This window comes from Pseudomonas sp. GB2N2, from assembly GCF_054897705.1.
This window is the reverse complement of record NZ_CM142701.1, coordinates 104,808-128,990: the sequence shown is the minus strand read 5'-3', so window position 1 is coordinate 128,990 and position 24,183 is coordinate 104,808. Positions and strand designations below refer to the sequence as shown.

The window sequence follows — 24,183 nt, the reverse complement described above, 5'->3', positions numbered from 1 at the left end:
TTATCGGGTTTACGGCAATGCGACATATAGGGTCGCAAAGGCGCAGTTTAAACCGGCGGCGCAGTTTATAGGCGCGTCTGTCGAGCGGTGCGGTAAATATGTACCGCACGCTGTGCTCCATCGTTTGTTTTGCTTGGGTTCCGAACCCTCGCTAACGGATTAGCGCAATGAATCAGCAACAACTGGAGCCAACCGACCCGCCGGACGCGCATTTTCATCACGCGTTCAATAACGTGCCCGACTGGCTGTTGAAAGCCTCGCCCGCGACGCGCGCGGCGGTGAAAGGTGTGCGGCTACAATTTCCTGACTGGCACGCCACCGCTACCCGCCAGCAGCACCAGTCGCTGAAAAGGGTCAGCGAGGAACACTGGACCCTGCGCAATCGTCTGGAAGCGAGGCTGTCCAGATTGCAAAACGCCCGGGACTTCGCCGAATCACGCCTCACGGTGGCATTGAAATCCCGTTTTGACCTCGACCTGGACGTCAAGACCACTTTCCTGCGTCTGTATATCCCACAGCGCATCCCATGGTTTGGGATCAACTCGGGCGCCGCGCGCACCTGGACGGTGTCGTTGCTCGATGCCGCCCTTCACAACTTTCAGGATGCGGAAACCGATGCGGACGCGTACGAGTCCGCTTCGACGTTCATCACCCAGCCCTCCCCCAACGGACAGTTCGAAACGCTGCCCGCGATCAAGCGTCGCCTCTCCATTCAGGATTTCACCCAACTGTGTCGAGAACTGGATATCGGCGGCCAATACGAGGCTTACCTGAAAGATTTCCTCGGGTTCACCGATCCAGTGAGCAGCGCGGTGCTGAAATCCAGCGTCATCGACACGCAAAAAGCCGCCCTTCGAGTGGCGTTGGAACAGGCCGACATGCGGGGAGATTTGCCGACAGACTTGTTGCTGGATTTTCGCGAAGGCGTGCGGCGGGATGATCGACTGCTGTACGGGCATGAGCTGAACATCATGTCCTCGTCATTGACCGGCATTGTGATTTTTGCGCCCAACCTCAAACGCTCGCGCCAGGCTGTGCCGATCATTGCCTACATTCCCGATGATCCGGAACATCCGCTCAAACACTATCCCGACTCGCTGGCATTCATCAACGACCTGACCCGCAAGCTGCGCGCTCCCGCTTACCAGGCGTTCTTCAGCCGCTTTGTCGATCATCAGGAGCGTGGGCAATTTTTTGCCGATCTGTCCCGGCGCTTGAGCAGCGTCATCTGGCATGAGCGCCCCTACGGCGATCCACTGCCCAGTTGGCGCGACACGCCGATCTACAAGCCCAACCTGCAGTTTTCGGTGACGCCGATCGACAGCGATTTGTGGACCCACCTCTACCAAAGGCAAGTGAACAAGATCCTCAATGACGCCCGCACTTTGGCCGTTTCCACCGCCAGCGCCGACCGCGCGGCGCGCTGGGCGCGGTGGGATGCCTTCACTAAAGTCGCAACCACGATTCTTGAAGTCGCAGCGTTTGTCGCCCTGCCCTTTGTGCCATTTCTGGGCGAAGCCATGCTCGCCTACATGGCCTATCAGGTCCTCGACGAAACGTTCGAAGGCATTATCGACTGGGCCGAAGACCTCAAGACCGAAGCCTTCGGGCACGTGATGACGCTCATTGAATCGGTGGTGCAACTCGGCACCTTCGCGGTGGGCGGCGCCTTGGCGGCTGGTGCGTTCAGCCGTTTGATGTCCAGCGATGCGGTGGCACTGTTTTCTCCGCTGAAACCGGTCGAAACCGAGACGGGTAAAACCCGTTACTGGAAAGCCGATCTCGCGCCTTACGAGCAGCCGGTCGATTTGCCGACATCGGCTAAACCCGATCAGCGCGGCCTGTATCAACAGGCGGGCAAAACCTTGCTGCGTCTGGAAGACCGGTTGTATGCCGTCAAGCCCGATAGCGACACCGGCCGTTTCCAGATTGAGCATCCACAGCGCGCCGACGCCTACCGGCCGTCACTGCGACACAACCAGCATGGCGCCTGGCAAACCGCGCTGGATCAACCGCTGACGTGGGACCGGGACACGGTGATGCGTCGGCTCGGTCACAGTGTCGAATCGTTCAGCGGCGCCGAGCGCGAGCAAATCCTGCGCATCAGCGGCTTCCACGACAATGTAGTGCGCGAAATCCATGTCGAGAATCAGCGCCCGCCTTCGTTACTGACCGACACGATCAAGCGCTACACCCTCGACCGCGACATCCAGGCGCTGACTAAACAGCCCGGCCACCCCGATCACTATCAAGCGCTGAACCAGCGCCTGTCGTTGTTCGAATCGCGTTACCGCGAACTGGAAAAAACCGAGGATCGCCAAGTCCTGCTGTTGCAGGGCGAAGTCCGAGGCTTGCCCACCGACATCGCGCAAGAACTGGTGGACAACGCTTCCGGCAGCGAGCTGATGCAACTGCACAGCGGGCGCATTCCACAACGCCTGAAAGACGTGGCCGTCAAAGCCATGGAAGCGGTACGCGTCGCCCGGGCTTATGAAGGGTTCTTTCTCGACGGCATGGACACAGCGGACACTCACCGACTGGCGTTGCACAGCCTCGAATCGATGCCCGGCTGGCCGGCCCGTTTGCGAATTGAAGTCAGGGAGTTTTCCGAAACCGGGTCAGTGCGCGACAGCATTGGAGAGACTGACGCGCCGCTCCTCAAGACTCTGGTGCACGCCGATGACGGCACTTATCAGGTGTATGGAGAAACCGAGCCAGCGACCGATTTCTATCACGCTTTGTTTGAGGCATTGCCTGAGATGGAGCGCACGGCGCTGGGGTTTACTGCACGGGACAGCGGAGGGCTCGAGAAGCGCTTAGCCGAACAGGCGATCAATCAGCCAGCGTTGCGCACGCTGTTCGCCAAAAATCCCCATCGCAAACCCTTTTACGACCCGACAACCATGCGCTTACCCGGTGGCACTGAAGGCTACCGCCGAAGTCATGCGCAGACGCCGACATTAAATGACCGGGTTCGCGAGGTTTATCCCAGCCTGTCAGCGGAGGAATTGGGCGTCATCGTCGCCGATCTGCAACGTCACCCGGATGGTCCGCGAACAGAACTGTCGCGGCTGGGCCGTGAACTGGAGCGATTGCATGGAGATTTGGAGCGTTGGGTCAACAATACTCCCACAGGCCACCACGACACCGGGCATGCGCTCAACGACCTGGATTTACAGGCCACACGAAATAATCGCCGGTTGCTGGCGCAGGAAATTCAGCGCAGTTGGCGACGTCAGTCCGACCGTGACTTCGATGTGCCAGACGGCGCCGAACGTTATGTACTGCGGTTCGCGGAACCCATTTCGGGAGATCTGCCAAAACTGACGGCGGACTTCAGCCACGTCTCGCTGCTGGCACTTGAAGGACATCACGGGACGCAAGGTGTACCCGGCTTTCTGGCGCAATTCACCGGACTTCACCGATTGGAGTTACGCCGCTTCTCCCTGAATTCGCTGCCAGAAGCTATCGGGCAAATGGCCGATCTTGAGGCGTTGGTGCTCAGCGAGTGCGCAATCAGGATTGATGCTGTCGCCTGGGCAAAGCTGTCATCGATAAAGAAACTGAGGGTGCTCGATCTCTTCAAAAATCCAATCGATGGCGTGCCGCAGATTGATTCAATGCCCCAACTCACTCATCTGGACCTGAGCGAAACCGGATTGACCGGTATCCCCGACGGCGCCCTGCAGAGCACTCGTCTCAACACACTCTTGTTGATGAACAACACCATCAGCGAGTTGCCGGCCGAATTGTTCGAGAGCCCGGTGTATGAAAAGCGCGGTGTGCATCTGGCGGACAACCCTCTGGACGAACAGGCACGCAACCTGATCAAGCAGTTTTACTTCGAGACTTCTTACGATATGGATGTCATGGCGCCCGAAGCAGACATCCATCGCGTCAATGCGCTGTATCCACACCTGGGATTCGACCAGGCGAGCGACTTTGTCTACGAATTGCCCGGCACGATGGCCGAGGGGCGCGTCGAACTGGCGAAGCTGGAAACAGAACTCGCACAATTGAGCAACGACCTCGCCGCTTGGACAGCGGACGTGCCGGCGCTGCATCCGCTTTCAGGTCAACCGTTCACGGTCGAGCAACTGGCTACCGAGCACGCCAACCGTGATGAGTTCAAGCAAGCGCTGGAGCGTTGCTGGCGGCATGAGTCTGAACTGGATGATTTCAACGATTTGCTTGAGCCAACGTTTGAGCTGCTCATCACTGAAACGATCAATGGAGAGCTGCCCGCCCTCAATGCCGACTTCGGCCATGTGTCCACGCTGGAGCTGCAAAGTGTAGAAGGTGCGACGCGAATCGGACGGTTCCTGGAGTCATTCCCCAAGCTGCAAACCTTGCGTTTGCGCGACTGTCATCTGGGCAACATGCCTGACGCCGTGTTCAAAATGGGTCAACTGCGCTCACTGTCAATGCCCCAGTGCCGCATCAGCTTGTCAGCGGAATCTGCAAACGCATTGGCCAGCATGGAGCATCTCGACTACCTCGATCTGGGCAACAACCCGCTGGGTCATACGCCTGATGTGCGGCAAATGCCGAACCTGTCGACCGTTCTGCTCAACAACACCGGAATCACCGACATCCCGCCCGGGCTGCTTCATCTGGAGGAGCTGGACTGGGCAGACTTGAGCATGAACGCTATCACTGAAATACCCAGCGACCTGATGGAACTGCCCGTGGAAACGGCGGAAAACATCACCTTGCGCGGCAACTCGTTTTCAGCGGAAAGCCTGGGACGGCTGATCAACTATTTCGAAAGAACCCGCGTGGATTTCGGAGTCGAAGAAGTGATCAACCAGGGAGAAATGGATATCTCGACGTCTGAAGGGTCCGAGATCGAGGCTTGAATCAGCCTCGCTCGGACGGCACCGACGACAATTCGAAGGGGCTGCTGCTGCGCCGCTGGTTGCGATCTTCCCGCGGCGTGGCGCCAAAGAAGTTGCGGTAGGCGCTGGAAAAATGTGGCCCCGACGAGAAGCCGCACGACAGGCCGATCTGGATGATCGACTTGCTGGTTTGCATCAACATCTGCCGGGCCTTGTTCAGGCGCAGCTCCAGGTAATACTGGCTTGGTACACGGTTGAGGTATTGCTTGAAAATCCGCTCCAGTTGCCGGCGGGACACGCACACATGCTGGGCGATTTCGTCGGTGGTCAGCGGTTCTTCGATGTTGGCTTCCATCAACAGCACCGCTTGGGTCAGCTTCGGATGGCTGGAGCCCAAGCGGTTTTGCAGTGGAATGCGTTGGCGCTCGCCACCTTCGCGGATGCGCTCGACCACCAATTCCTCGGACACGGCGCCCGCGAGTTCGGCGCCGTGATCACGGGCCAGCACGGCCAACAGCAAGTCGAGAACCGACAGGCCGCCGCACGCCGTCAGACGATCGCGATCCCAGTCGAACAGATGGCTGGTGGCGATGACCTTCGGGAAGCGTTCGGTGAAATCATCCTGCCAGCGCCAGTGCACAGCGGCGCGATAACCATCGAGCAAACCGAGTTGCGCCAACGGATACACACCAGCGGACAAACCGCCGATCACACAACCGGCACGCACCATTTGCTTCAGCGAGCTGCTGAGCGCCGGCGCAAGCGAAGTCGGCGGTTCGTCGGCGAGCAGGAACAGTTTCTGGAAATTTTCGAGCTTGCCGGCCCAAGGTTCACCGGGCAATTGCCAGGCGCCTTCGGTCTGCGGTTCGGCCTGCAAGAACGACAGTTCGTAGACCACGTCCGGATGCACACGCTGGGCAACACGCAAGGCCTCCTCAGCCAGCGCAAGCGTCAGTGCTTTAGTGCTGGGCCAAATCAGGAAACCAATTCGATGGGCAGTCATGGGCGGGTGATCCGAAGCGAAGAACGGTGATGAAGGCATGGGCCAATGCTAGCCCGTAAATGAACGCACATCTCAAACCAACAACGATCTCCTGTAGGAGCCCGGCTTGCCGGCGATGGCGTCTTTGAAATCGCCATCGCCGGCAAGCCGGCTCCTACAGTGTTCGGTGGCGGCCTCTAAATGGCGAAGCATGCACTATCCCGGTGCACAACGGCAGCCTTGATTATTTAAGACTGCCCGAGAGGAATTGCTGCAGACGCTCGGACTGTGGATTGACCAGCACTTCGCGCGGGTTGCCGCTTTCCTCGACCACACCTTTGTGCAGGAACACCAACTGGTTCGACACTTCACGGGCAAAACCCATTTCGTGGGTCACCACCACCATGGTCCGGCCTTCGAGGGCCAGGGCCTGCATCACTTTCAGCACGTCGCCCACCAGCTCCGGGTCGAGGGCCGAGGTTGGTTCGTCGAACAGCATCACTTCCGGTTCCATCGCCAACGCACGGGCAATCGCCACGCGTTGCTGCTCGCCGCCGGACATGTGGCCCGGGTAAGCGTCCTTGCGATGCGCCACGCCCACCTTGTTAAGGTAGTGCTCGGCTTTCTCGCGGGCTTCAGCCTTGGAAAGGCCAAGCACGTGGACCGGCGCCTCCATGATGTTTTCCAGTGCGGTCATGTGCGACCACAGGTTGAAATGCTGGAACACCATCGACAGGCGCGAGCGCATGCGCTGCAGCTGTTTCGGGTCGGCGGCTTTCATCGCGCCGTCCTTGTTCGCCACCAGTTTCAGCTCTTCGTTGTTGAGCAGGATACGGCCGGCGTGCGGCTGTTCCAGCAGGTTGATGCAGCGCAGGAAGGTACTTTTGCCGGAGCCACTGGAGCCGATGATGCTGATCACATCACCAGCCGCCGCTTTCAGGGACACGCCCTTGAGCACTTCGTGACTGCCATAGCGTTTATGCAGGTCTTGGACTTCAAGTTTGTACATGCGGTCGGTTCTCACAAAAACAGTCAGTCAGTCGTTGAGCAAGCGCCCGTGTCGCAGCGCTTCGCGCCCCGCCACCTTGGCCAGCCAGAAACCGGGTTGGGCATAACGCAGCCGTTCAATGGCAAACAGCACCCCGGACGTACCAGCACACACCGTGCTGACCCGATCCGATAACGGATCGATCACTTCGAAAATCTCGTCCCCCGCTTCGATCCACTCACCGGGTTTACGCAGAAAACTGATCACGCCCGGATGCGGCGCAAACAGCAATTCGGTGCCTTCGAACGGCATGCCTTCACACGCTTCCTGCGCAGGTACAGGCCATTCGCCGCTGATCAAGCCTTGCCCGGCGAGGAACGCGAGAATGCCTTCGGCGTAAGCCTCGGCATCCGCACGAGCGGTGTCGGCCTGACCACCCAGTTCAATGGTGGTCGCCAGGCACGCCAGTGGAATCTGCGCCTCCGGGAACAGACGCGACAGACGCAGCCACGGCAGCGAACAGGCTTCGTCGAACGAGCTGCCGCCGGAATCTTCCGCCAGCAAACCCACCTTCACATTCAGGTGCGCCGCCAGCGAACGCCACTGCGGCCAGTGTTGCGGCAAGGCGTACATGTGCAGCGCCGCGTCGGCGTCGCAGTGCAAATCCAGCACCACATCGGCGGTGCAGGCATGGCTGAGCAGCACGCGCTGCAGTCCTTGCAACTGGCTCGCGGCCGGTGGCAATGCGGCCAGCGCATCGCTCATCGCCTGACGGATCAAGCGGATGTTCGCGCTTGGATCGTCGCCCAGTCGCCCGTCCAGTGCCGCGGCCACTGGCGCGCTCAGCTCGACGAAATCACGGTTGAAATTCTTGCCGCTGCCCGCTTCGAAACGTCCTTGGTGATTGCCTTGCAGCAACTGACCGAGGCCGATGGGATTCGCCACCGGCACCAGTTCGATCACACCGTTGAGCAACCCCTGGGCTTCGAGTTCGGTCAGGCGCTTTTTCAGCTCCCAGGCCGTGCGCATTCCCGGCAATTCATCGGCGTGCAAACTGGCCTGGATGTAGGCCTTACGCTCGCCGCTGCCGAAGCGAAACACCGAAATCTGGCGTTCGCTACCGAGATGGCTCCACGGCAATGCATGATCGATGCGTTCCATATCAGTGCTTCCGCGGGGCCAGATAGCCCAGCCAGCGGCGCTCGGCCAGTTTGAACAGCTTGACCAGAATGAAGGTCAGGCACAGGTAGAACACACCGGCGGTGATGTACGCTTCAAACGGCAAGTAGTACTGAGCGTTAACCGTGCGCGCGGCGCCGGTGATGTCGATCAGGGTCACGATGGACGCCAGACTGGTGGTCTGCAGCATCATGATCACTTCGTTGCTGTATTGCGGCAGTGCCCGGCGCAGGGCCGATGGCAGCAGGATGCGCTTGTACATCTTGTAGCGCGACATGCCCATCGCCTTGGCCGCTTCGATCTCACCGTTCGGCGTGGCGCGCAGGCTGCCGGCGATGATTTCAGCGGTGTAGGCGCTGGTGTTGATCGCAAAAGCCAGGCACGCACAGAACGTCGCGCTGGACAGCCACGGCCACAGGAAGCTTTCTCGTACCGCTTCGAATTGCGCCAGTCCGTAGTAGATCAGGAACAGCTGCACCAGCATCGGCGTGCCGCGGATCACGTAGGTGAAGAGCCAGGCCGACATGTTGACGGCGGCATTCTTCGAGACGCGCATCAGCCCCAGCGGCAAGGCCGCCAACAGACCGAAAAACAGCGACAGCGCGAGCAATTTGAGGGTGGTCAGCAAACCGCCGAAGTACAGCGGCAAGGCCTCCCAAATGACGTTGTAGTCGAAGATCATAGATCAGCCGCCCTTACGCCTACCGAGTAGCGCTTCTCAAGGTGACGCAATGCCAGCAACGAGACACTGGTGATCACCAGGTACATCGCCGCCACTGCGAGGAAGAAGGTGAAAGGCTCGCGGGTCGCATCAGCCGCCTGCTTGGCCTTGAACATCATGTCTTGCAGACCCACCACCGAAATCAGCGCGGTGGCCTTGGTCAATACCAGCCAGTTGTTGGTGAAGCCCGGAATCGCCAGGCGAATCATCTGCGGCACCAACACCCGGAAGAACACCTGAAAACTGCTCATGCCGTAGGCCATGCCGGCTTCTGCCTGACCCTTGGGGATCGCCATGAACGCGCCACGGAACGTCTCCGACAGGTACGCACCGAAGATGAAACCCAGGGTGCCGATACCGGCGGCCAGCGGGTTCAGGTCGATGTAGTCGTTGAAGCCGAGCATCGGCGCCACGCGGTTCAGCAGGTCCTGACCACCGTAGAAAATCAGCAGGATCAACACCAGGTCTGGAATCCCGCGGATCACCGTGGAATACAGATCGCCCAACCACGCCAGCCAGCGCACCGGCGACAGACGCAGCGCAACGCCGATCAGCCCCAGGACGATGGCCAGGGCCATGGACGACAAGGCGAGCTGAAGCGTCAGCCATGCGCCATCGAGGATGACAGCCCCGTAGCCTTTCAACATGATTCAGGTCCTCGAAAGTTGGGATGAAAAAATGGCGCAAACCTCAGAGATCCTGTTGCTTGCGCCATTTCGGACTTGTCGCTCGGACGTGTTACTTGCCGTAGATATCGAAGGCGAAGTACTTGTCCTGGATTTGCTTGTATTTGCCGTTCTCGCGAATGGCGGCGATCGCGGTGTTGATTTTGTCTTTCAGCGCATCACCCTTGCGAACCGCGATGCCCACGCCGTCGCCGAAGTATTTGACGTCGGTGAAGGCCGGGCCAACGAAAGCAAAACCTTTGCCGGCGTCGGTTTTCAGGAAACCGTCATCCAGCAGCGTAGCGTCTGCCACGGTGCCGTCGAGGCGACCGGCAGCGACGTCGAGGTAGATTTCGTTCTGCGAGCCGTACGGCTTGATCTCGGCACCCAGCGGGGCCAGGACTTCGCGGGCGAAACGTTCGTGGATCGAACCACGTTGCACGCCGATGTTCTTGCCCTTGAGCTCAGTCAGGCCTTCGCTGACTTGAGTGCCGGCCTTCATGACCAGGCGGGCCGGGGTGTTGTAGTACTTGTTGCTGAAGTCCACAGACTTCTTGCGGTCTTCAGTGATCGACATGGACGAGAGGATCGCGTCGATCTTGCGCACTTTGAGTGCAGGGATCAGACCGTCGAACTCTTGCTCGACCCACACGCACTTGACCTGCATCTGCTCGCACAGGGCGTTGCCGATGTCGTAGTCGAAACCAACGATGCTGCCGTCCGGTGCTTTGGATGCGAACGGAGGGTAAGCCGCTTCGATACCAATTTTCAGAGGCTTTTCATCGGCGAAGGTTGGCAGGGACAGCACGGACAGTGCCAGGGCGCCAAGCAGCACGAGTTTCTTCATCTTGGGACTCCATCGGTAATGGGCTAAAACGGCAGAGTGAGCGACAGCCCAATATGCGAATGAGTGGAACCGCAAAGCAGTGCTGCGTCTTACAGACCTGTGCGAATTTTCAACACAGGCAACGACGAGCGAGTGATCGGCATTCTAACGACAGGCCGGAAGCCGATATTTCTTCAATGCGACAACAAATTACAGATGCACCGAGAAAGCCGTTCAGGCACGTTGACAGCCTTGCAATTTCATGCAAGAGCAAAAGACAGTTAACCAATCTCTATTGCAAATTGCGGGCCTATTATTGGCAAAGCCTTCTAATCCGGCAAGCGTGGCGTGGGTTCTTATTTTTTGAGGGGGCTGGAAGGCACTGTTGAACGCGGATGGCGTTTCGCAATGCCCCGACTCCGTGCCAGCGGTTACACATTCAGTTACTTGAATGGCCCCAGGTAACAGTGGGAATTGGCCTACAAGTGAAGCCGATAATTATTGGCCGTTGTTTATTGGGGGGTTGATAGATCGCCATCGCGAGCAGGCTCGCTGCTACAGGGGAACACATTCCAAATGTGGGAGTGAGCCTGCTCGCGATGAGGCCCGAACTGCCAACACAAAACCTCAGGCAACAAAAAGCCCCACCAGACTCAATACCTGGCAGGGCTTCAATAACGCCAAACGCTACTTACGCAACATTCATCGTCTTATGCTCATCAATCAAATGCTGCACCACACCCGGATCAGCCAAGGTCGAAATATCCCCCAACCCATCATATTCAGCGGTCGCGATCTTGCGCAGGATCCGGCGCATGATCTTGCCCGAACGGGTCTTCGGCAGCCCTGGCGCCCACTGGATCACATCCGGCGAAGCAATCGGGCCGATCTCTTTACGCACCCAGTTTTTCAGTTCCAGACGCAATTGCTCGCTCGGCTCTTCGCCACCGATCAACGTGACGTAGACATAAATGCCCTGCCCCTTGATGTCGTGCGGCACACCGACCACGGCGGCTTCAGCGACTTTCGGGTGCGCAACCATTGCGCTCTCGATCTCGGCAGTGCCCATGCGGTGGCCGGACACGTTGAGCACATCATCGACGCGACCGGTGATCCAGTAGTAACCGTCTTCGTCACGACGCGCGCCGTCACCGGTGAAATACATGCCGCGGAAGGTCTTGAAGTAGGTGTCGACGAAACGGTCATGATCGCCGTACAGCGTGCGCGCCTGGCCTGGCCACGAATCGAGAATCACCAGGTTGCCCTCGGCGACGCCCTCAAGAATATTGCCCAGGTTGTCCACCAGTGCCGGCACCACGCCGAAGAACGGACGTGCCGCCGAACCCGGCTTCAAGCCATGCGCCCCCGGCAATGGGCTCATCATGTTGCCGCCGGTTTCGGTCTGCCACCAGGTGTCGACGATCGGGCAACGGGATTGGCCAACGTTCTTGTAGTACCAATCCCACGCTTCCGGGTTGATCGGCTCACCGACGGAACCCAGCAGACGCAAGCTGCTGCCATCAGCGCCTTCAACAGCGGCCTTGCCCGACGCCATCATCGCGCGGATCGCGGTTGGCGCGGTGTAGAGGATGTTGACCTTGTGCTTGTCGACGATTTTCGCCACCCGGGTGATGTCCGGATAGTTCGGCACGCCTTCGAACAGCACGGTGGTCGCGCCGTTGGCCAGCGGGCCGTAGACGATATAGGTGTGGCCGGTGACCCAGCCGACGTCGGCGGTGCACCAGTAGATTTCGCCCGGGCGGTAGTCGAACACGCGCTCGTGGGTCATGGCCGCGTACAACAAATAGCCGCCAGTGGTGTGCTGCACGCCTTTAGGCTTGCCGGTGGAACCCGAGGTGTAAAGGATGAACAACGCTTCTTCGGCGCCCATTTCTTTCGGCGCGCAGACACTGCCCGCCACTTTCATCAGGTCTTCGTACCAGATGTCGCGATGCTGGTTCCACTTGATGTTGCCACCAGTGCGCTTGCACACGATGACCTTCTGGATGCTGCTGGTTTCCGGGTTGGTCAGCGCGTCGTCGACGTTGGACTTGAGCGGGATTTTCTTGCCGGCACGGATGCCTTCGTCCGCGGTGATCACCACTTTGGATTTGCAGTCGATGATGCGACCCGCCAGGGCTTCCGGCGAGAAACCACCGAACACCACCGAGTGAATCGCGCCGATCCGGGTGCAGGCCAGCATGGCGACCACGGCTTCAGGGATCATCGGCATGTAGATTGTCACCACGTCGCCGCGGTGCACATCCTGGCCGCGCAAGGCGTTGGCGAACTTGCAGACCTGTTCGTGCAGCTCGCGGTAGGTGATGTTGCGGCTCTCGGCAGGGTCATCCCCTTCCCAGATAATCGCGATTTGATCGCCGCGCTCTTCCAGATGACGGTCGAGGCAGTTGTAGGAAACGTTCAGGGTGCCGTCGGCGAACCATTTGATGTCGACATGGTGATCGTCGAAAGACGTCTGTTTCACCGTGGTGAAAGGCTTGATCCAGTCGAGGCGTTTGGCTTGCTCGCGCCAGAAGCCGTCAGGGTTGACGACCGACTGCTGGTACATGGCTTTGTAGGTTGCCTCGTCGGTGAGCGTGTTGGCCGCTACCTCGGGACGAACGGGATACAGAGAAGCCGCACTCATCTTTCTTACCTCGGTGAAATAGTTGTTGTTGTATGGCCCCAGTTGTAGCCGGGCCGGGGCTATAGAACCATTCGACGATGGTAGTAACAAGCCCCTACAAAACGTCGTGACAAGCCTGGAATGCGTCGGCTAAACGTGCGCAGAACCCTGTGGGAGCGTGGCTTGCCCGCGAAGAACGATATCGCGGTCAACCTGAAAATCCACGGCGCCTAATAACGGTATTCCACGATTGTTACGAAATCCGCCAAAGGTGTTTATCAAAACCCCACCTATATGAATGCCACCCCCACGCCTAAAATCCGCCTCGCCAACAAGGCAAACCCTGATTAACCCAGTTGCAGCCCCCACGAAGGCAGTTTATCAAACACCCGTCACCAAGTTCCACACGCAACCCCACAAAGGTTGCGTGACCCCACTCGACCTCTAAAAGGTAAATCTGAAATGAAAGCTTTATTAGTGCTGGCCCTCTCCAGCCTGTGCGCAATCGCCATGGCAGATGAGGTCCCGACTGATGTCGCACAGCAACAACCGCCTATCGAGGAATACACTTACTCCATGCACCTCGACATCGCCAACGTTGTCTCAATGAGTGAAATCCCCAACGTGTGCAAAGTTGTTCCGGCGACAATGGAATACGACGACTCCCAAGGTCAACGCCACATTCTGCGCTACAGCGTCATGGGTAACGGCTGCACAAACGGCTAATCCCGCCTCCTCTCTTTACGGTTCGACCCACTCGCCCCGCTGTTCAAGGTTGATGAAGCGCCGAACCGTACAGATCGATTTATACGATAGCTTTAAGCGTTTATTTGCGCTTTTTAATCAAATTCATCGGCGTAGTATGAATTCCACACCAAGGCACAACGCCAATGAATCTGGAGCAAACACCATGAAAACCAAATTGATCATCGCCCTGACCCTGTCCGTCCTGGCCGCCAACACCTTCGCCGCCGACGGTTACGACCGCACGGGCTCGGCTGCTTTCACCACCGAAGTCGCTGTCGCTGCTGACGGTTACGACCACACTGGCTCGGCCTCCTTCGCCGCCGATGGCGCTGATCACATCGGCGCAGGCAAGCTCGCTTCCGACGGTTCCGATCACACCGGCGCAGCCAAACTCGCCGCTGATGGTTCCGATCACACCGGTGCCGCCAAACTGGCTGCCGATGGTGCAGATCACGTCGGTGCAGCACGTCTCAGCTGATCACCGAGCGTGACTTTACAGCCCGACTTCGGTCGGGCTTAGTTGTGTCTGGAGCCACCGAAAGCCGACTCAAAACACAACATGTAGTGAAAAACCTCATTTTCTGGCTGTTTTTTGAACAAAAAATTTGCCCACAAAAAAATCTGAAAAAAAATCTGTGTCCGCGATATCCAGCCAAAGCCCTGTAAACCCTCGCTCCGACCGAAAAACCCTTCTTCCCGACCGCTCCATGCGCGGATTCGCCCCACCACGGCCGCAAAAATTTCCCTATAATGCCGACTCAAACGGGCCTGCAATATTCCCTTACAGGGGATGACAGCCAGTCCGAAGCCCAGGCCGACGTCGTCAACGACTGCAGCGCCATCAGCGGCTCTCGGAACCCCGTACAAAATTATGTTTATTTGCCTGCGTGTACCGCTGCAAAAAACGCTATCCAACGCGGCCAGACCGGTCGTGTGAAAAAAACCAATCAGTTTTCACACGGGCATCTGGCCCTCACGCAGGAGACGACACGTCATGCTGAGCTGGGACGAATTCGATAAGGAAGACAGCGGCGAGACCGTGGTTAAAGGCGCCAACGCCGGCCACGCGACAGAAGCCAACATGGACCGCCTCGACACCGCTGGTGGTGTTGCCGCTCAAGAAGCCCGCGCCGTGACCGCGTCCGACTCTGCCGCGATCGCTCGCGCCAAAGCCGCCCTGGACAACCTCGACGTCGCCGAAGGCCTCGCCGAACTCGAAGGCGCCTCCGCCCGCGTCGCCGTCGACGAAAAGCGCATGATCAACTGCCGCGCCGACCTCAACCAACTCGTGCCGTTCAAGTACGACTGGGCCTGGCAGAAATACCTGGACGGTTGCGCAAACCACTGGATGCCGCAAGAAGTCAACATGACCGCCGACATCGCCCTCTGGAAAGACCCGGAAGGCCTGACCGACGACGAGCGCCGCATCGTCATGCGCAACCTCGGCTTCTTCTCCACCGCCGACTCTTTGGTTGCCAACAACCTGGTCCTGGCCGTGTACCGCCTGATCACGAACCCGGAATGCCGCCAGTACATCCTGCGCCAGGCGTTCGAAGAAGCGATCCACACCCACGCCTACCAGTACTGCATCGAATCGCTGGCCATGGATGAAGGCGAGATCTTCAACATGTACCACGAGATCCCATCGGTCGCGAAAAAAGCCACCTGGGGCCTCAAATACACCCGCTCGATCTCCGATCCGAAGTTCGAAACCGGCACCGTCGACACCGACAAAGAATTGCTGCGCAACTTGATCGCCTACTACTGCGTCCTGGAAGGCATCTTCTTCTACTGCGGCTTCACCCAAATCCTCTCCATGGGCCGCCGCAACAAAATGACCGGCGTCGCCGAGCAGTTCCAATACATCCTGCGCGACGAATCCATGCACCTGAACTTCGGCATCGACGTGATCAACCAGATCAAAATCGAAAACCCGCACTTGTGGGATGCTGAGATGAAAGAAGAGGCTTCGCAGATGATTCTGCAGGGGACTCAGCTGGAGATCGAATATGCGCGGGATACCATGCCGCGTGGGGTGTTGGGCATGAATGCGGCGATGATGGAGGACTACCTCAAGTTCATCGCGAATCGTCGTCTTTCTCAGATCGGTCTGAAAGAGGAATATCCAGGCACCACTAACCCGTTCCCTTGGATGAGCGAGATTATGGACTTGAAGAAAGAGAAGAATTTCTTTGAGACGAGAGTTATTGAGTATCAGACTGGTGGGGCGTTGAGCTGGGATTGATCCATCTCGATTTCACCAAGAGCTAACAAAAAAGGGCTGCCCACGATGGCAGCCCTTTTTTTATGCTGGAGAAAAAGCACATTCAACGACAACCAATAACTAGGTATCAATTCGCACGAGCAATAAGAGCACCTCTCGTACATCATTTGCACTCGTAGTCATTCAAAGACAACTGTTCCTTTGCGCAAAATAAATTTACACCATCTACACATAGACCTAGACCCATTGATGGCCATGGGCTATCTTAAGTCGAAGACTGATTAATCACACAGTCACAGCACCGTCAAAAACAAGTCAATCAAAATTCACCATCTATAACCTAATCATTTACATGGAGTTTATCTAGAATGGCACTCCGGTCAAATCTTGTAAATTTAGATGCACTTATAAAGAGGGAGGATTTTGCAGCGTCTGACGAGTCCTCTTCATTCGAGAACGTTTCCACTATTTCGCTGAGAGACTTCACAACTGGTGGCTTGATCGGTCCAAGCTTAAGGAAGCCGGACTTTCAAAGAGAGACGAATCATTGGTCTCCAGAGCAAGTTGTTTCTCTACTCGAATGCTTCGTAAACGGAGATTTAATCCCGTCGGTAATTCTTTGGCAGTCTCCGACTTATCTTTTTGTAATTGACGGTGGGCATCGACTCAGTGTTTTAAAAGCTTGGATTGATGACGATTACGGAGATGGACCCACCTCCCAGCCTTTTTTTGGTTACCATATATCCACAGAGCAGAAAAAAAATGCGACTAAAGTTCGAGCACTTGTAAACAAAAAAATTGGTAGTTGGCAGCATTTCACCGCAAAAATTCAGGATGAAAATCTAGATCCGAATGAGCGAAAAAAAATAAGTGCGCTTATTACCAGAGGCCTTCCAATTCAATGGGTAAAAGGTGATGCAGACAAAGCAGAAAGCTCTTTTTTTAAAATCAACACTAAAGGAACACCGCTCGATAGTATTGAAGAGCTGCTACTGAAAAGCAGAAAAAAACCTATATCCATTGCTGCTCGCGCAATAATTAGAGCAGGAAAAGGGCACAGATATTGGTCGTCCTTTGAGAAAACAAAAGCAGAAAGAATTGAAGAGATTTCGGGCAGACTTCATTCAATTCTCTTTGATCCAGAAATCAAGAGCCCAATAAAAACCTTGGACCTTCCTCTCGGTGGACCAAAGGGTGTAAGAACCGCATTACAAACTTTGATTGACATCGCTCTAATTGCCACAAGAAATCAGCAAGGCACACCCAAAAACGTTTTCGATACTGATGATGATGAAGATGGAACGGCCACAATCCATGTACTAACGAAAACATATGGTTTGGCCGGACGAATTACAGGCAATGAAAATGGAAGTTTAGGCTTACATCCAGCTGTATACTTTTATGGACCTACAGGACGACATTCCGGCCCCATGTTTATGGGGACGATGACGCTCGTAGGCAGAAAACTATCAAATAACGATAAGACTTTTTTTAATAAATTTACGCAGGCTCGATCAAAGCTTGAACACATACTTGTACATCACAAAGATTTAATAGCCACGATTATACAAAAACACATTGGCCCCAAGCGGGTCGACAAGTATGCAGACTTATTGAACGATCTTATTGACCATCTGAACGCTGGCGAGGATCTCAATGAGCTAGAGATAGTTAGAATATCAGGACTTGACGGCAAGATTTTTGTTGGCAGTGGCAGTGACGCCACAAAGAGCTTTAGCGATGATGCAAAAAGTGAAGCCTTTATAATGACAGCACTTCGCAGTTCTATTAAGTGCCCCATTTGCGAAGGATATTTAGATACGGACAAGTCTGTTTCTTATGACCATATAGTTAGAGCTCGCGAAGGGGGGAACGGCCGCTCTGACAACTGCAACCTCACACACCCTTACTGCAATCAGTCAATAAAAAGTTGAAAAGCGGATATGGGTAGCAATCATAGGACCATCGCACCCAGCGACAGCAGATTAATTAAATCTATTGTCAGTACGAGATAAGAGCGCGCGAAACATGCAAAACGAAAAGATATCTCTTCCAAGAAAAGCAGACTGCGTACAATATACCCCTTTAGGCTACTTTCCAGAGGAAGTGGACTTTGAAAACCTGACCAGCAACGAATCACTTTTAACTAGAGAAAAACACCAACTTCTAGAAGGCTTAGTGATTGAATATGTCGCGGAACAATTTTTCGAAACTCCCGAACTCAAAAATTTGATTAATGTTTTAGACGTTGTCACATTAATAACTAAAGGCACATCAAACGATCGTAGCAGCATGCTTGGTCAATACTGCAGCTTTATATGGAAAAAAGATGACTCCGACATTGAGGATTTCATATCAATCCTCCAAAATCTCGCTCTAGGCTGCGCTAACACCACATATATCTGCAAAGAGGAGGGAATGAAATTCTATGCAAAAAAACCCTCAAGCTCAAAATGGCTCCCACTGCAAAGCTATTTACGCAACAAAAGAGCAATAACAGATGCAAAAAAAATAAGGTTTCCACAAGTTGATAATAATTCCAGAAACAACGAGCGCCAACTGTCTTCAATATTGGGCCGATTACTCCCCGCATATAACAAAAGAATTATAAAAGAGGTCATACTTCCCAGAGTCTTTAAAAACTATATAATACAGCCGTTTTTTCGTTCCGGGTGGGATTTGGATCGTATTTTTCGATACCAGGGAAAGCTTTGGGAGTTTGAGTTAAAACACAAATACCCGATCGACAATTATAATTTTTTCGAAGAAATCAACAGTACAAACAATCGTTACTGCCTTTCCTTTGGCATCAATGAAGGGCAAGCCAATATTATTAAACTTCTGGCTAAACAAGGTCTGAATACGCTACATCTTATATTGGTAAAGCCTCGCTGGTCCGACCAAGAAAATCCTGGATACTTATTTATCGACGAAGAGGCGAGAAAAAAGACACTTGTAATCGGAACAATACTCACCTTAGAGAAAATCAATGCAATATTAGGTGGCGAATTAAAGAAAGCGCCCTCAAAGACTTCATACAACGGATCAAATGAAACTAATTACTACCGTATACCTCGAAACTTCTTCCATGTAATTGGTAGTTATGCTGACGGTAAAGACAAGCTTGCTCCAAACATCATAAAATTATTAGACGGCAAGTTAGACTCAGTTCTTACTACAAAAAACCTGATAGATAATCGCCTAGAGTAGAAAAACCCCAGACAAGGACGTCACCTCGATCCACCCCCCAAGCCAGCTCTTAACTATTTCACTTCTTCCCACTGCACATTTAAAAATTAACAATCCAAAACTATTCACACCCCTTCCCTTTTAATCATAAATTTTATTGAGAGCAGGAGCATTTGATCAACATATATAATCTCACAGCTGCTGCTTAACCCTTGGCGGGCTGTCAGGCCACACTTGAAAGTCATTATTTGTATTTTCAACCATTCCCTGCAAAACATCTATTTCGTTTAATAAATGCTTCAAACCACACTCCCAAATCACCAAAACTCTCCATCCCTCCGCACATAATTGAGATACTTGATTTTTATCTCTTAAAATATTCCCATTTAATTTTCCCTCCCAAAATTCGCGGCGATTATTAGGGGTCGTTGCATACATACAACATTGATGACGATGCCAAAAACACCCATGAACAAATATGGCAAGCCTGTACTTCGACAAAACCAAATCTGGTTTTCCAGGCAAGTTTTTACGATGAAGCCTATATCGGTAACCACAGGCATGCAGATAACGGCGGACAGTCAATTCAGGCTTTGTATTCTTACCAAGTATACCGGCCATCATTCGTGATCTCGTCGCACTACCTACTACATCTATCATTTGGCACCTATTCATAACGATAGAATTGCGCTTGCGTCTAGAACTCCTCCGCTCGCTTCTAAAGCATCCATGTCGACGTATTAGCGAATGGATTTCGTCTCCAAGATAAAATCGTACAGGGTCATTAGCTTGTCACGGACCAGTTCTGGAAATTTCGCGTGCAACGGCTTAGGAACCACCAATTTGACGTTCTCTGTCGTCATCTCGTCAAATTGGTGAGGAGAAACTCCTTCCTGAAGCGTAAACAGATGGATCCTGTCCACTCTGTTGGCTTCGTTTAGAACCTGACGCCAGCGGTCCTTGCATGTTGTCTTCACTGCCAGCATACGCAAATTCTGATCAGGGAACGCAGCGTCATGATAATCGGCGCATGAAGGGAAGATGAAGTCAGGCCGCTTGTTGCCCTCTGTTTTGCACTGATTACTGAACGCTACAAGTCCGAATTGCCGAAAGAGGTGCTCAAGATGTATCTCAAGTGATTTTCCCGACCTTGATTTTCGGCGATTGCTGACAGAGTTCGCCATCTGCATGAATTCCTCGACGGAACCAAATCCCTTCTGAACCTGGTGGAGAATGTGAAACTCTTCAATCTGACGGAATAGTTTGTATTCGTTGTCACGCCGCTCGAGGATCAGCTCATCAGGCGTTGTCTTCGCGGAACGAAATACTGCAAGTAGATAGGCAATAATCTCTTCGCCACTAGGGAATTTGTCCTCCCAAGCCTGCGGAATCGCAACATTGCTAGGCTCTTTATCCGGACTCGGAGCAAAACCGGCGAACAGACTGTCACCTCTGTCAAAAAGCGAACTGCCGGGAATTACTTCACCGATCTTGTTTTCGACAAACTCTTCCTCCTCCAAGCTCTTGCATATCCAGATATCCAAAAACTCGGAGTCGCGACCCAAATGGGGCACATGGAACGCAAAGATCGCTAATGCCCCCGTGTTCTCGGGATCTTGGGCGGGACTGTTTTTAACGTCTGTATTCCATCTCGTCAAACGGTGTTCGTTGCGTGACCCTTGCCCATCGAAATGGCGGTTGTTGTAGTAAATACCTCTCAGTGTCTGCTCTGGAAAACCATGCGAGGTGACCTGCGCGGTCAGACTGCAATCAGGATTCATACAAGAAATGCTCGAAATGGACGGTAACGCTATGCCTACAACCGCTTTGGGCACATAAATGCCTACCCCGTTTCCACCCGTGAGTCCTGTGTCGTTGGCCGAAAGTCTCTTGATGAATATCCACCATTCATCTTGATTCTTGTCTTCAATCCATTGGGAAAAGCTTGTCATGGGTAAGATCGCTGAACAATTGAGGAGTCGAAATGAAAGTATGTCAGGCAGGTTCGCAGAATTGGTTCTGCGAGATATTCCGACTCAGGAATTCTGTCATGACGTGAAGGCCTGAGTCACCAAACGAGCTTTCATTCACGGTATCCGAATAGAGATGCGCGACACGTCATTCAGGAAGAGCAAACTCCAATTGTGGTTGCTCCTTATCAGCAGTTTTTTCTTTCGCAGCTAAAATCCGGTCCTTCATCAACCGAGCAACAGCCTCAAAAACCGGGACGGCAACCGAGTTTCCGAATTGGCGATAAGCTTGAGTATCAGATACAGGAATCACAAATTTACTCTCCCCTGGCTTGTCGAAACCCATCAGGCGTGAGCATTCATGCGGAGTCAACCGGCGGGGACGATTGAGCTGATTCAGCTCACTGTTGAAGTCCAAGGTTTCCACAAACCCACGGTCAACCAGTATTTCCGAGCCGTCCTTGTGATATCTCGCCGATAGGGTACGAGCCACATCGTTTGGACGAGTCAAGCCAAAGCCAAAGCCATTGCCCTTTTCACGGTGCTTCGCGGCGTAGCGATAGAGGTAGTCCCAAAGCTTCGGCGTGAGGATGTATTTTTCATCCACATCCTTATCAAGCAAATCACCAAAGCTAGGCCGCTGCTTTGGTATCAGTTTACTGATGTCACGCAACGTGAAGCCTTGGTGAACATTGAGGTCACGACGGAAACCCACGAGCACAATTCGCTCACGATGCTGCGGCACGAAATGCTTTGCATCGATGACCTTTGGGTCTGAACCCTTCGGCGCGTTTACATCTGCGACCTCATAGTCCAACTCATTCAGCGCTTCGCAGATGATCCGAAACGTATTGCCTTTGTCATGGCTTTTCAGGTTTTTCACATTTTCAAGCAGGAATGCGGCTGGCCGCTTCGCGGCAATGATCCGGGCCACGTCGAAGAACAGAGTGCCTTGTGTCTCACACTCGAAACCGTGTTTACGCCCCAAGGAGTTCTTCTTGGAAACACCTGCAAGGGAGAATGGCTGGCAAGGAAAACCTGCTAACAGGACATCGTGATCAGGAATTTCGCGTCTGATGTTTTCGTAGGCTGCTTCGTCGCTGATTTCGGGTTTGTCTGAAAGCGTGACCGAGCGAATATCTAGATTGAAGCGATGGCGAACTGGATCACAAAAGTGGTTCGCCTTGTAGGTTTTGACAGCGTACTTGTTCCACTCGGATGTGAACAGGCATTCGCCACCGATGGCTTCAAAACCTTTTCTGATGCCGCCGATGCCGGCAAAAAGATCGATGAAGGTAAAGGAGGGTTTGTGATTCAAACGCTTGGGTAGCAGCGCTTCCAGGCGAGTGAATTCAATGTGGGAGAGCTTTGGCGAAGCCTTTCCTTTGACCCAGCGATTGATCGTTTCACGGCACCAATGAGTTGGGCTGACATCGTTGAGAATCTCGGCGAGCTGACCTTGATCGTAAATCTCAAGTAGCTTGTGCAACAGCGCAAGATCAGTCACAGGATGAGTATCCGGCTCATGGGTGACCGAGGTCGTTTCGCTCAAGGATTCAAAAGATGGTGTTTCAAATAGATTCATGAGCCCGAAATTCCTCTGGGTCAAAGCTGTGACGAATGGTCACCATTCTAGCCCCGAAAACCTCAAAGTAAATGAAATTTCTTCTGATCCGTAACATGCGGCTTAGGCAATACGGATTGAAGGAAAGGTAGAAGTTATCAGCGACCAAGTACTGGATATAAACACAGCATAATTTACTTGCTGCCATTGTCCAGATTTCGTTTTGTTTCCTGGGACGTAGGAAAAGTCGCTGGTTGACGACTCACTCTGATCCACCTACCCTCAACTCCGAGCCTAAGAAACTCTACAAACCAGAGCGGTCCTCCGCACCCGACAGTCATGCGGCTTTTTTTCGTCTGCGGTTTCTCTACGCCTGCGAGAAAATCCCCGTTATGTCGGGAGTGGGCGAATACAAGACCCGAAAGGGGAATATGTCCGGCCCGTCTCTGGTGGGTTTCTTAGCTCCCGACACCCATAACGAATGCCCTAAGAAAGCAGCCAGAGGTAAAGGAAATGCCTGACATTCCGACCTTCACGATGAAGGTGACTCGCCGTATCCCTATGTCCAATCGCGCGCTTCCGTTTCAGGAGGTTCGCCATGTCTGAACCGCTCGTTTCAACCCTCTTCCTTCGTCACGGCACCTGTCTTCGTGCCCTACTCGTGGAGAACCAGGTGTGGTTCTGTGCTCAAGACCTGGGACGATTGATGGGCAAACATCTCGACGAACGCATGTCACGCAAGCTGGATGCAGATCAGCGGCGGATGATGCTCGTGGAGGCTCAAGGTATTGCCGAAGAACGACTGATGATCAGCGAGTCTGGTGTTTATGCGTTGCTGGTTTATCACTATTGCCCGGAGTACCGGCTCCTTAGGGAATGGCTGACTCACCAAGTTGTTCCGGCGCTACGTGATGCGCGCCCATCGCGTTCAGTTGAACGGCCAACGTTGAGTGTTCTGGACTGGCCTAAGATGTCGCTCTGCATGTTGCACTGGCAGGATGAGCCTTGGATTCGGTTGCGGGACATGCCTTGCGTGTTGGCAGATGATCCGTTCAATCAGCGTGACCCGTGGTGGCGTAAGGCGTCGCGACTCCTGCGAGGGTTCTGATCGTTCATTGCCGCACAACAAATCCGCTGCTTGATTCTCAGGCGGCGGATTTTGATTAAGTGGCGTATTCACTGGCGCAATCGCGAGCAGGCTCACTCCTACAGGGGATCGGCGGTGAAGTCTTAGACGTCATTGCTCCGACCCGAAACTATTGCTTCAGAGAACGCCTTCAAAACTGGCGATGTCCTGAAGAGCTTTGTCAAAATCCGCAGACATCCGAATCTTTCCCCTAAATCGCCCAGGCTTGCGCTGCCGAACCATTTCGGCGTGAGGCACCAGATCTAGATAAGGCTTGCCGTCCTTCAGGATAACAACCGAATCTCCAAGCCACGCGCGCTCAGCGAGTTTATCGAACTGGGATTTTGCTTCTTGCAGGGTTACTTGTATCCGTTCAGTCATACGGCGCCTCTCCAGAGTTAGCCACGCTAGCCGAGGTTTGAGATGTCGATAGGCAAGAAGTCGAGCTGATTGTCCACCGAAAATGAAGTCTCAAGCCCTTGTTTCTCGTCTTCCCCGAGCATTCTAACCACCCGTTCAATCAATTGATCAAGCCCAA

18 protein-coding genes are annotated in these 24,183 nt (G+C 54.1%); 7 read left to right on the top strand and 11 right to left on the bottom strand.

The features are described 5' to 3' along the window. Positions 1 to 167: 167 nt before the first annotated feature. Complete coding sequence (locus ACYZT4_RS00610; protein ID WP_461984435.1) at positions 168 to 4,859, top strand: dermonecrotic toxin domain-containing protein; 4,692 nt, start codon at positions 168 to 170, stop codon at positions 4,857 to 4,859. A 1-nt stretch (position 4,860) separates the two neighbouring features. Here the strand turns inward: ACYZT4_RS00610 and ACYZT4_RS00605 are convergent, their stop codons facing one another. From ACYZT4_RS00605 to acs, 7 genes are all read right to left on the bottom strand, one after another. After that, positions 4,861 to 5,841 carry a GlxA family transcriptional regulator gene (locus ACYZT4_RS00605; RefSeq protein WP_461984433.1) on the bottom strand — a complete coding sequence of 327 codons (981 nt, stop codon included), beginning with the start codon at positions 5,839 to 5,841 and terminating at the stop codon, positions 4,861 to 4,863. Between the two features lie 223 nt (positions 5,842 to 6,064). After that, positions 6,065 to 6,829 carry an ABC transporter ATP-binding protein gene (locus ACYZT4_RS00600; RefSeq protein ID WP_461984431.1) on the bottom strand — a complete coding sequence of 255 codons (765 nt, stop codon included), beginning with the start codon at positions 6,827 to 6,829 and terminating at the stop codon, positions 6,065 to 6,067. Between the two features lie 27 nt (positions 6,830 to 6,856). Next, on the bottom strand, positions 6,857 to 7,969 hold the full coding sequence (locus ACYZT4_RS00595) for a M14 family metallopeptidase (protein ID WP_461984430.1): 1,113 nt from the start codon (positions 7,967 to 7,969) through the stop codon (positions 6,857 to 6,859). Position 7,970: 1 nt separating this feature from the next. Further along, positions 7,971 to 8,669, bottom strand: coding sequence for an ABC transporter permease (locus ACYZT4_RS00590; RefSeq protein ID WP_461984429.1), 699 nt, complete (start codon positions 8,667 to 8,669; stop codon positions 7,971 to 7,973). After that, positions 8,666 to 9,355, bottom strand: coding sequence for an ABC transporter permease (locus ACYZT4_RS00585; RefSeq protein ID WP_090187128.1), 690 nt, complete (start codon positions 9,353 to 9,355; stop codon positions 8,666 to 8,668). Before ACYZT4_RS00585 ends, ACYZT4_RS00590 begins: the two co-directional genes overlap by 4 nt. A 91-nt stretch (positions 9,356 to 9,446) precedes the next feature. After that, entirely contained in the window at positions 9,447 to 10,220 is a 774-nt protein-coding gene (locus ACYZT4_RS00580) for an ABC transporter substrate-binding protein (RefSeq protein ID WP_461984426.1), read from the bottom strand. 670 nt (positions 10,221 to 10,890) lie between these two features. After that, the gene (gene acs, locus ACYZT4_RS00575; protein WP_461984424.1) at positions 10,891 to 12,846 is read right to left on the bottom strand and encodes an acetate--CoA ligase; all 1,956 of its coding nucleotides are present in this window, start codon (positions 12,844 to 12,846) and stop codon (positions 10,891 to 10,893) included. A 441-nt stretch (positions 12,847 to 13,287) separates the two neighbouring features. Here acs and ACYZT4_RS00570 point away from each other — a divergent pair, with 441 nt between their 5' ends. The 5 genes from ACYZT4_RS00570 to ACYZT4_RS00550 all read left to right on the top strand — a co-directional run bounded on the left by ACYZT4_RS00570 (position 13,288) and on the right by ACYZT4_RS00550 (position 19,006). Beyond that, on the top strand, positions 13,288 to 13,551 hold the full coding sequence (locus ACYZT4_RS00570) for a DUF2790 domain-containing protein (RefSeq protein ID WP_461984422.1): 264 nt from the start codon (positions 13,288 to 13,290) through the stop codon (positions 13,549 to 13,551). Between the two features lie 184 nt (positions 13,552 to 13,735). Continuing rightward, a complete protein-coding gene (locus tag ACYZT4_RS00565; RefSeq protein WP_461984421.1) occupies positions 13,736 to 14,050 on the top strand; it encodes a hypothetical protein in 315 nt (104 codons plus the stop codon). A gap of 516 nt (positions 14,051 to 14,566) precedes the next feature. After that, the gene (locus tag ACYZT4_RS00560) at positions 14,567 to 15,817 is read left to right on the top strand and encodes a ribonucleotide-diphosphate reductase subunit beta (RefSeq protein WP_458511076.1); all 1,251 of its coding nucleotides are present in this window, start codon (positions 14,567 to 14,569) and stop codon (positions 15,815 to 15,817) included. Between the two features lie 347 nt (positions 15,818 to 16,164). Continuing rightward, on the top strand, positions 16,165 to 17,730 hold the full coding sequence (locus ACYZT4_RS00555) for a GmrSD restriction endonuclease domain-containing protein (RefSeq protein ID WP_461984420.1): 1,566 nt from the start codon (positions 16,165 to 16,167) through the stop codon (positions 17,728 to 17,730). A gap of 94 nt (positions 17,731 to 17,824) precedes the next feature. Then, positions 17,825 to 19,006, top strand: coding sequence for a hypothetical protein (locus ACYZT4_RS00550; RefSeq protein ID WP_461984418.1), 1,182 nt, complete (start codon positions 17,825 to 17,827; stop codon positions 19,004 to 19,006). 171 nt (positions 19,007 to 19,177) lie between these two features. Here ACYZT4_RS00550 and ACYZT4_RS00545 read toward each other — a convergent pair whose 3' ends face one another. From ACYZT4_RS00545 to dcm, 3 genes are all read right to left on the bottom strand, one after another. Next, positions 19,178 to 19,642, bottom strand: a complete 465-nt coding sequence (locus ACYZT4_RS00545; protein ID WP_461988826.1) for a very short patch repair endonuclease — start codon at positions 19,640 to 19,642, stop codon at positions 19,178 to 19,180. Between the two features lie 83 nt (positions 19,643 to 19,725). Further along, positions 19,726 to 20,937: a type II restriction endonuclease gene (locus tag ACYZT4_RS00540; protein ID WP_461984416.1), complete on the bottom strand. Its 1,212-nt coding sequence runs from the start codon at positions 20,935 to 20,937 to the stop codon at positions 19,726 to 19,728. Positions 20,938 to 21,103: 166 nt separating this feature from the next. Beyond that, positions 21,104 to 22,540: a DNA (cytosine-5-)-methyltransferase gene (gene dcm / locus ACYZT4_RS00535; RefSeq protein ID WP_461984414.1), complete on the bottom strand. Its 1,437-nt coding sequence runs from the start codon at positions 22,538 to 22,540 to the stop codon at positions 21,104 to 21,106. 577 nt (positions 22,541 to 23,117) lie between these two features. Between dcm and ACYZT4_RS00530 the strand changes: the two genes are divergently transcribed. Continuing rightward, a complete protein-coding gene (locus tag ACYZT4_RS00530) occupies positions 23,118 to 23,627 on the top strand; it encodes a BRO-N domain-containing protein (RefSeq protein WP_461984413.1) in 510 nt (169 codons plus the stop codon). A gap of 156 nt (positions 23,628 to 23,783) precedes the next feature. Here the strand turns inward: ACYZT4_RS00530 and ACYZT4_RS00525 are convergent, their stop codons facing one another. Continuing rightward, positions 23,784 to 24,026 carry a type II toxin-antitoxin system Phd/YefM family antitoxin gene (locus ACYZT4_RS00525; RefSeq protein WP_461984411.1) on the bottom strand — a complete coding sequence of 81 codons (243 nt, stop codon included), beginning with the start codon at positions 24,024 to 24,026 and terminating at the stop codon, positions 23,784 to 23,786. Between the last annotated feature and the right edge of the window lie 157 nt (positions 24,027 to 24,183).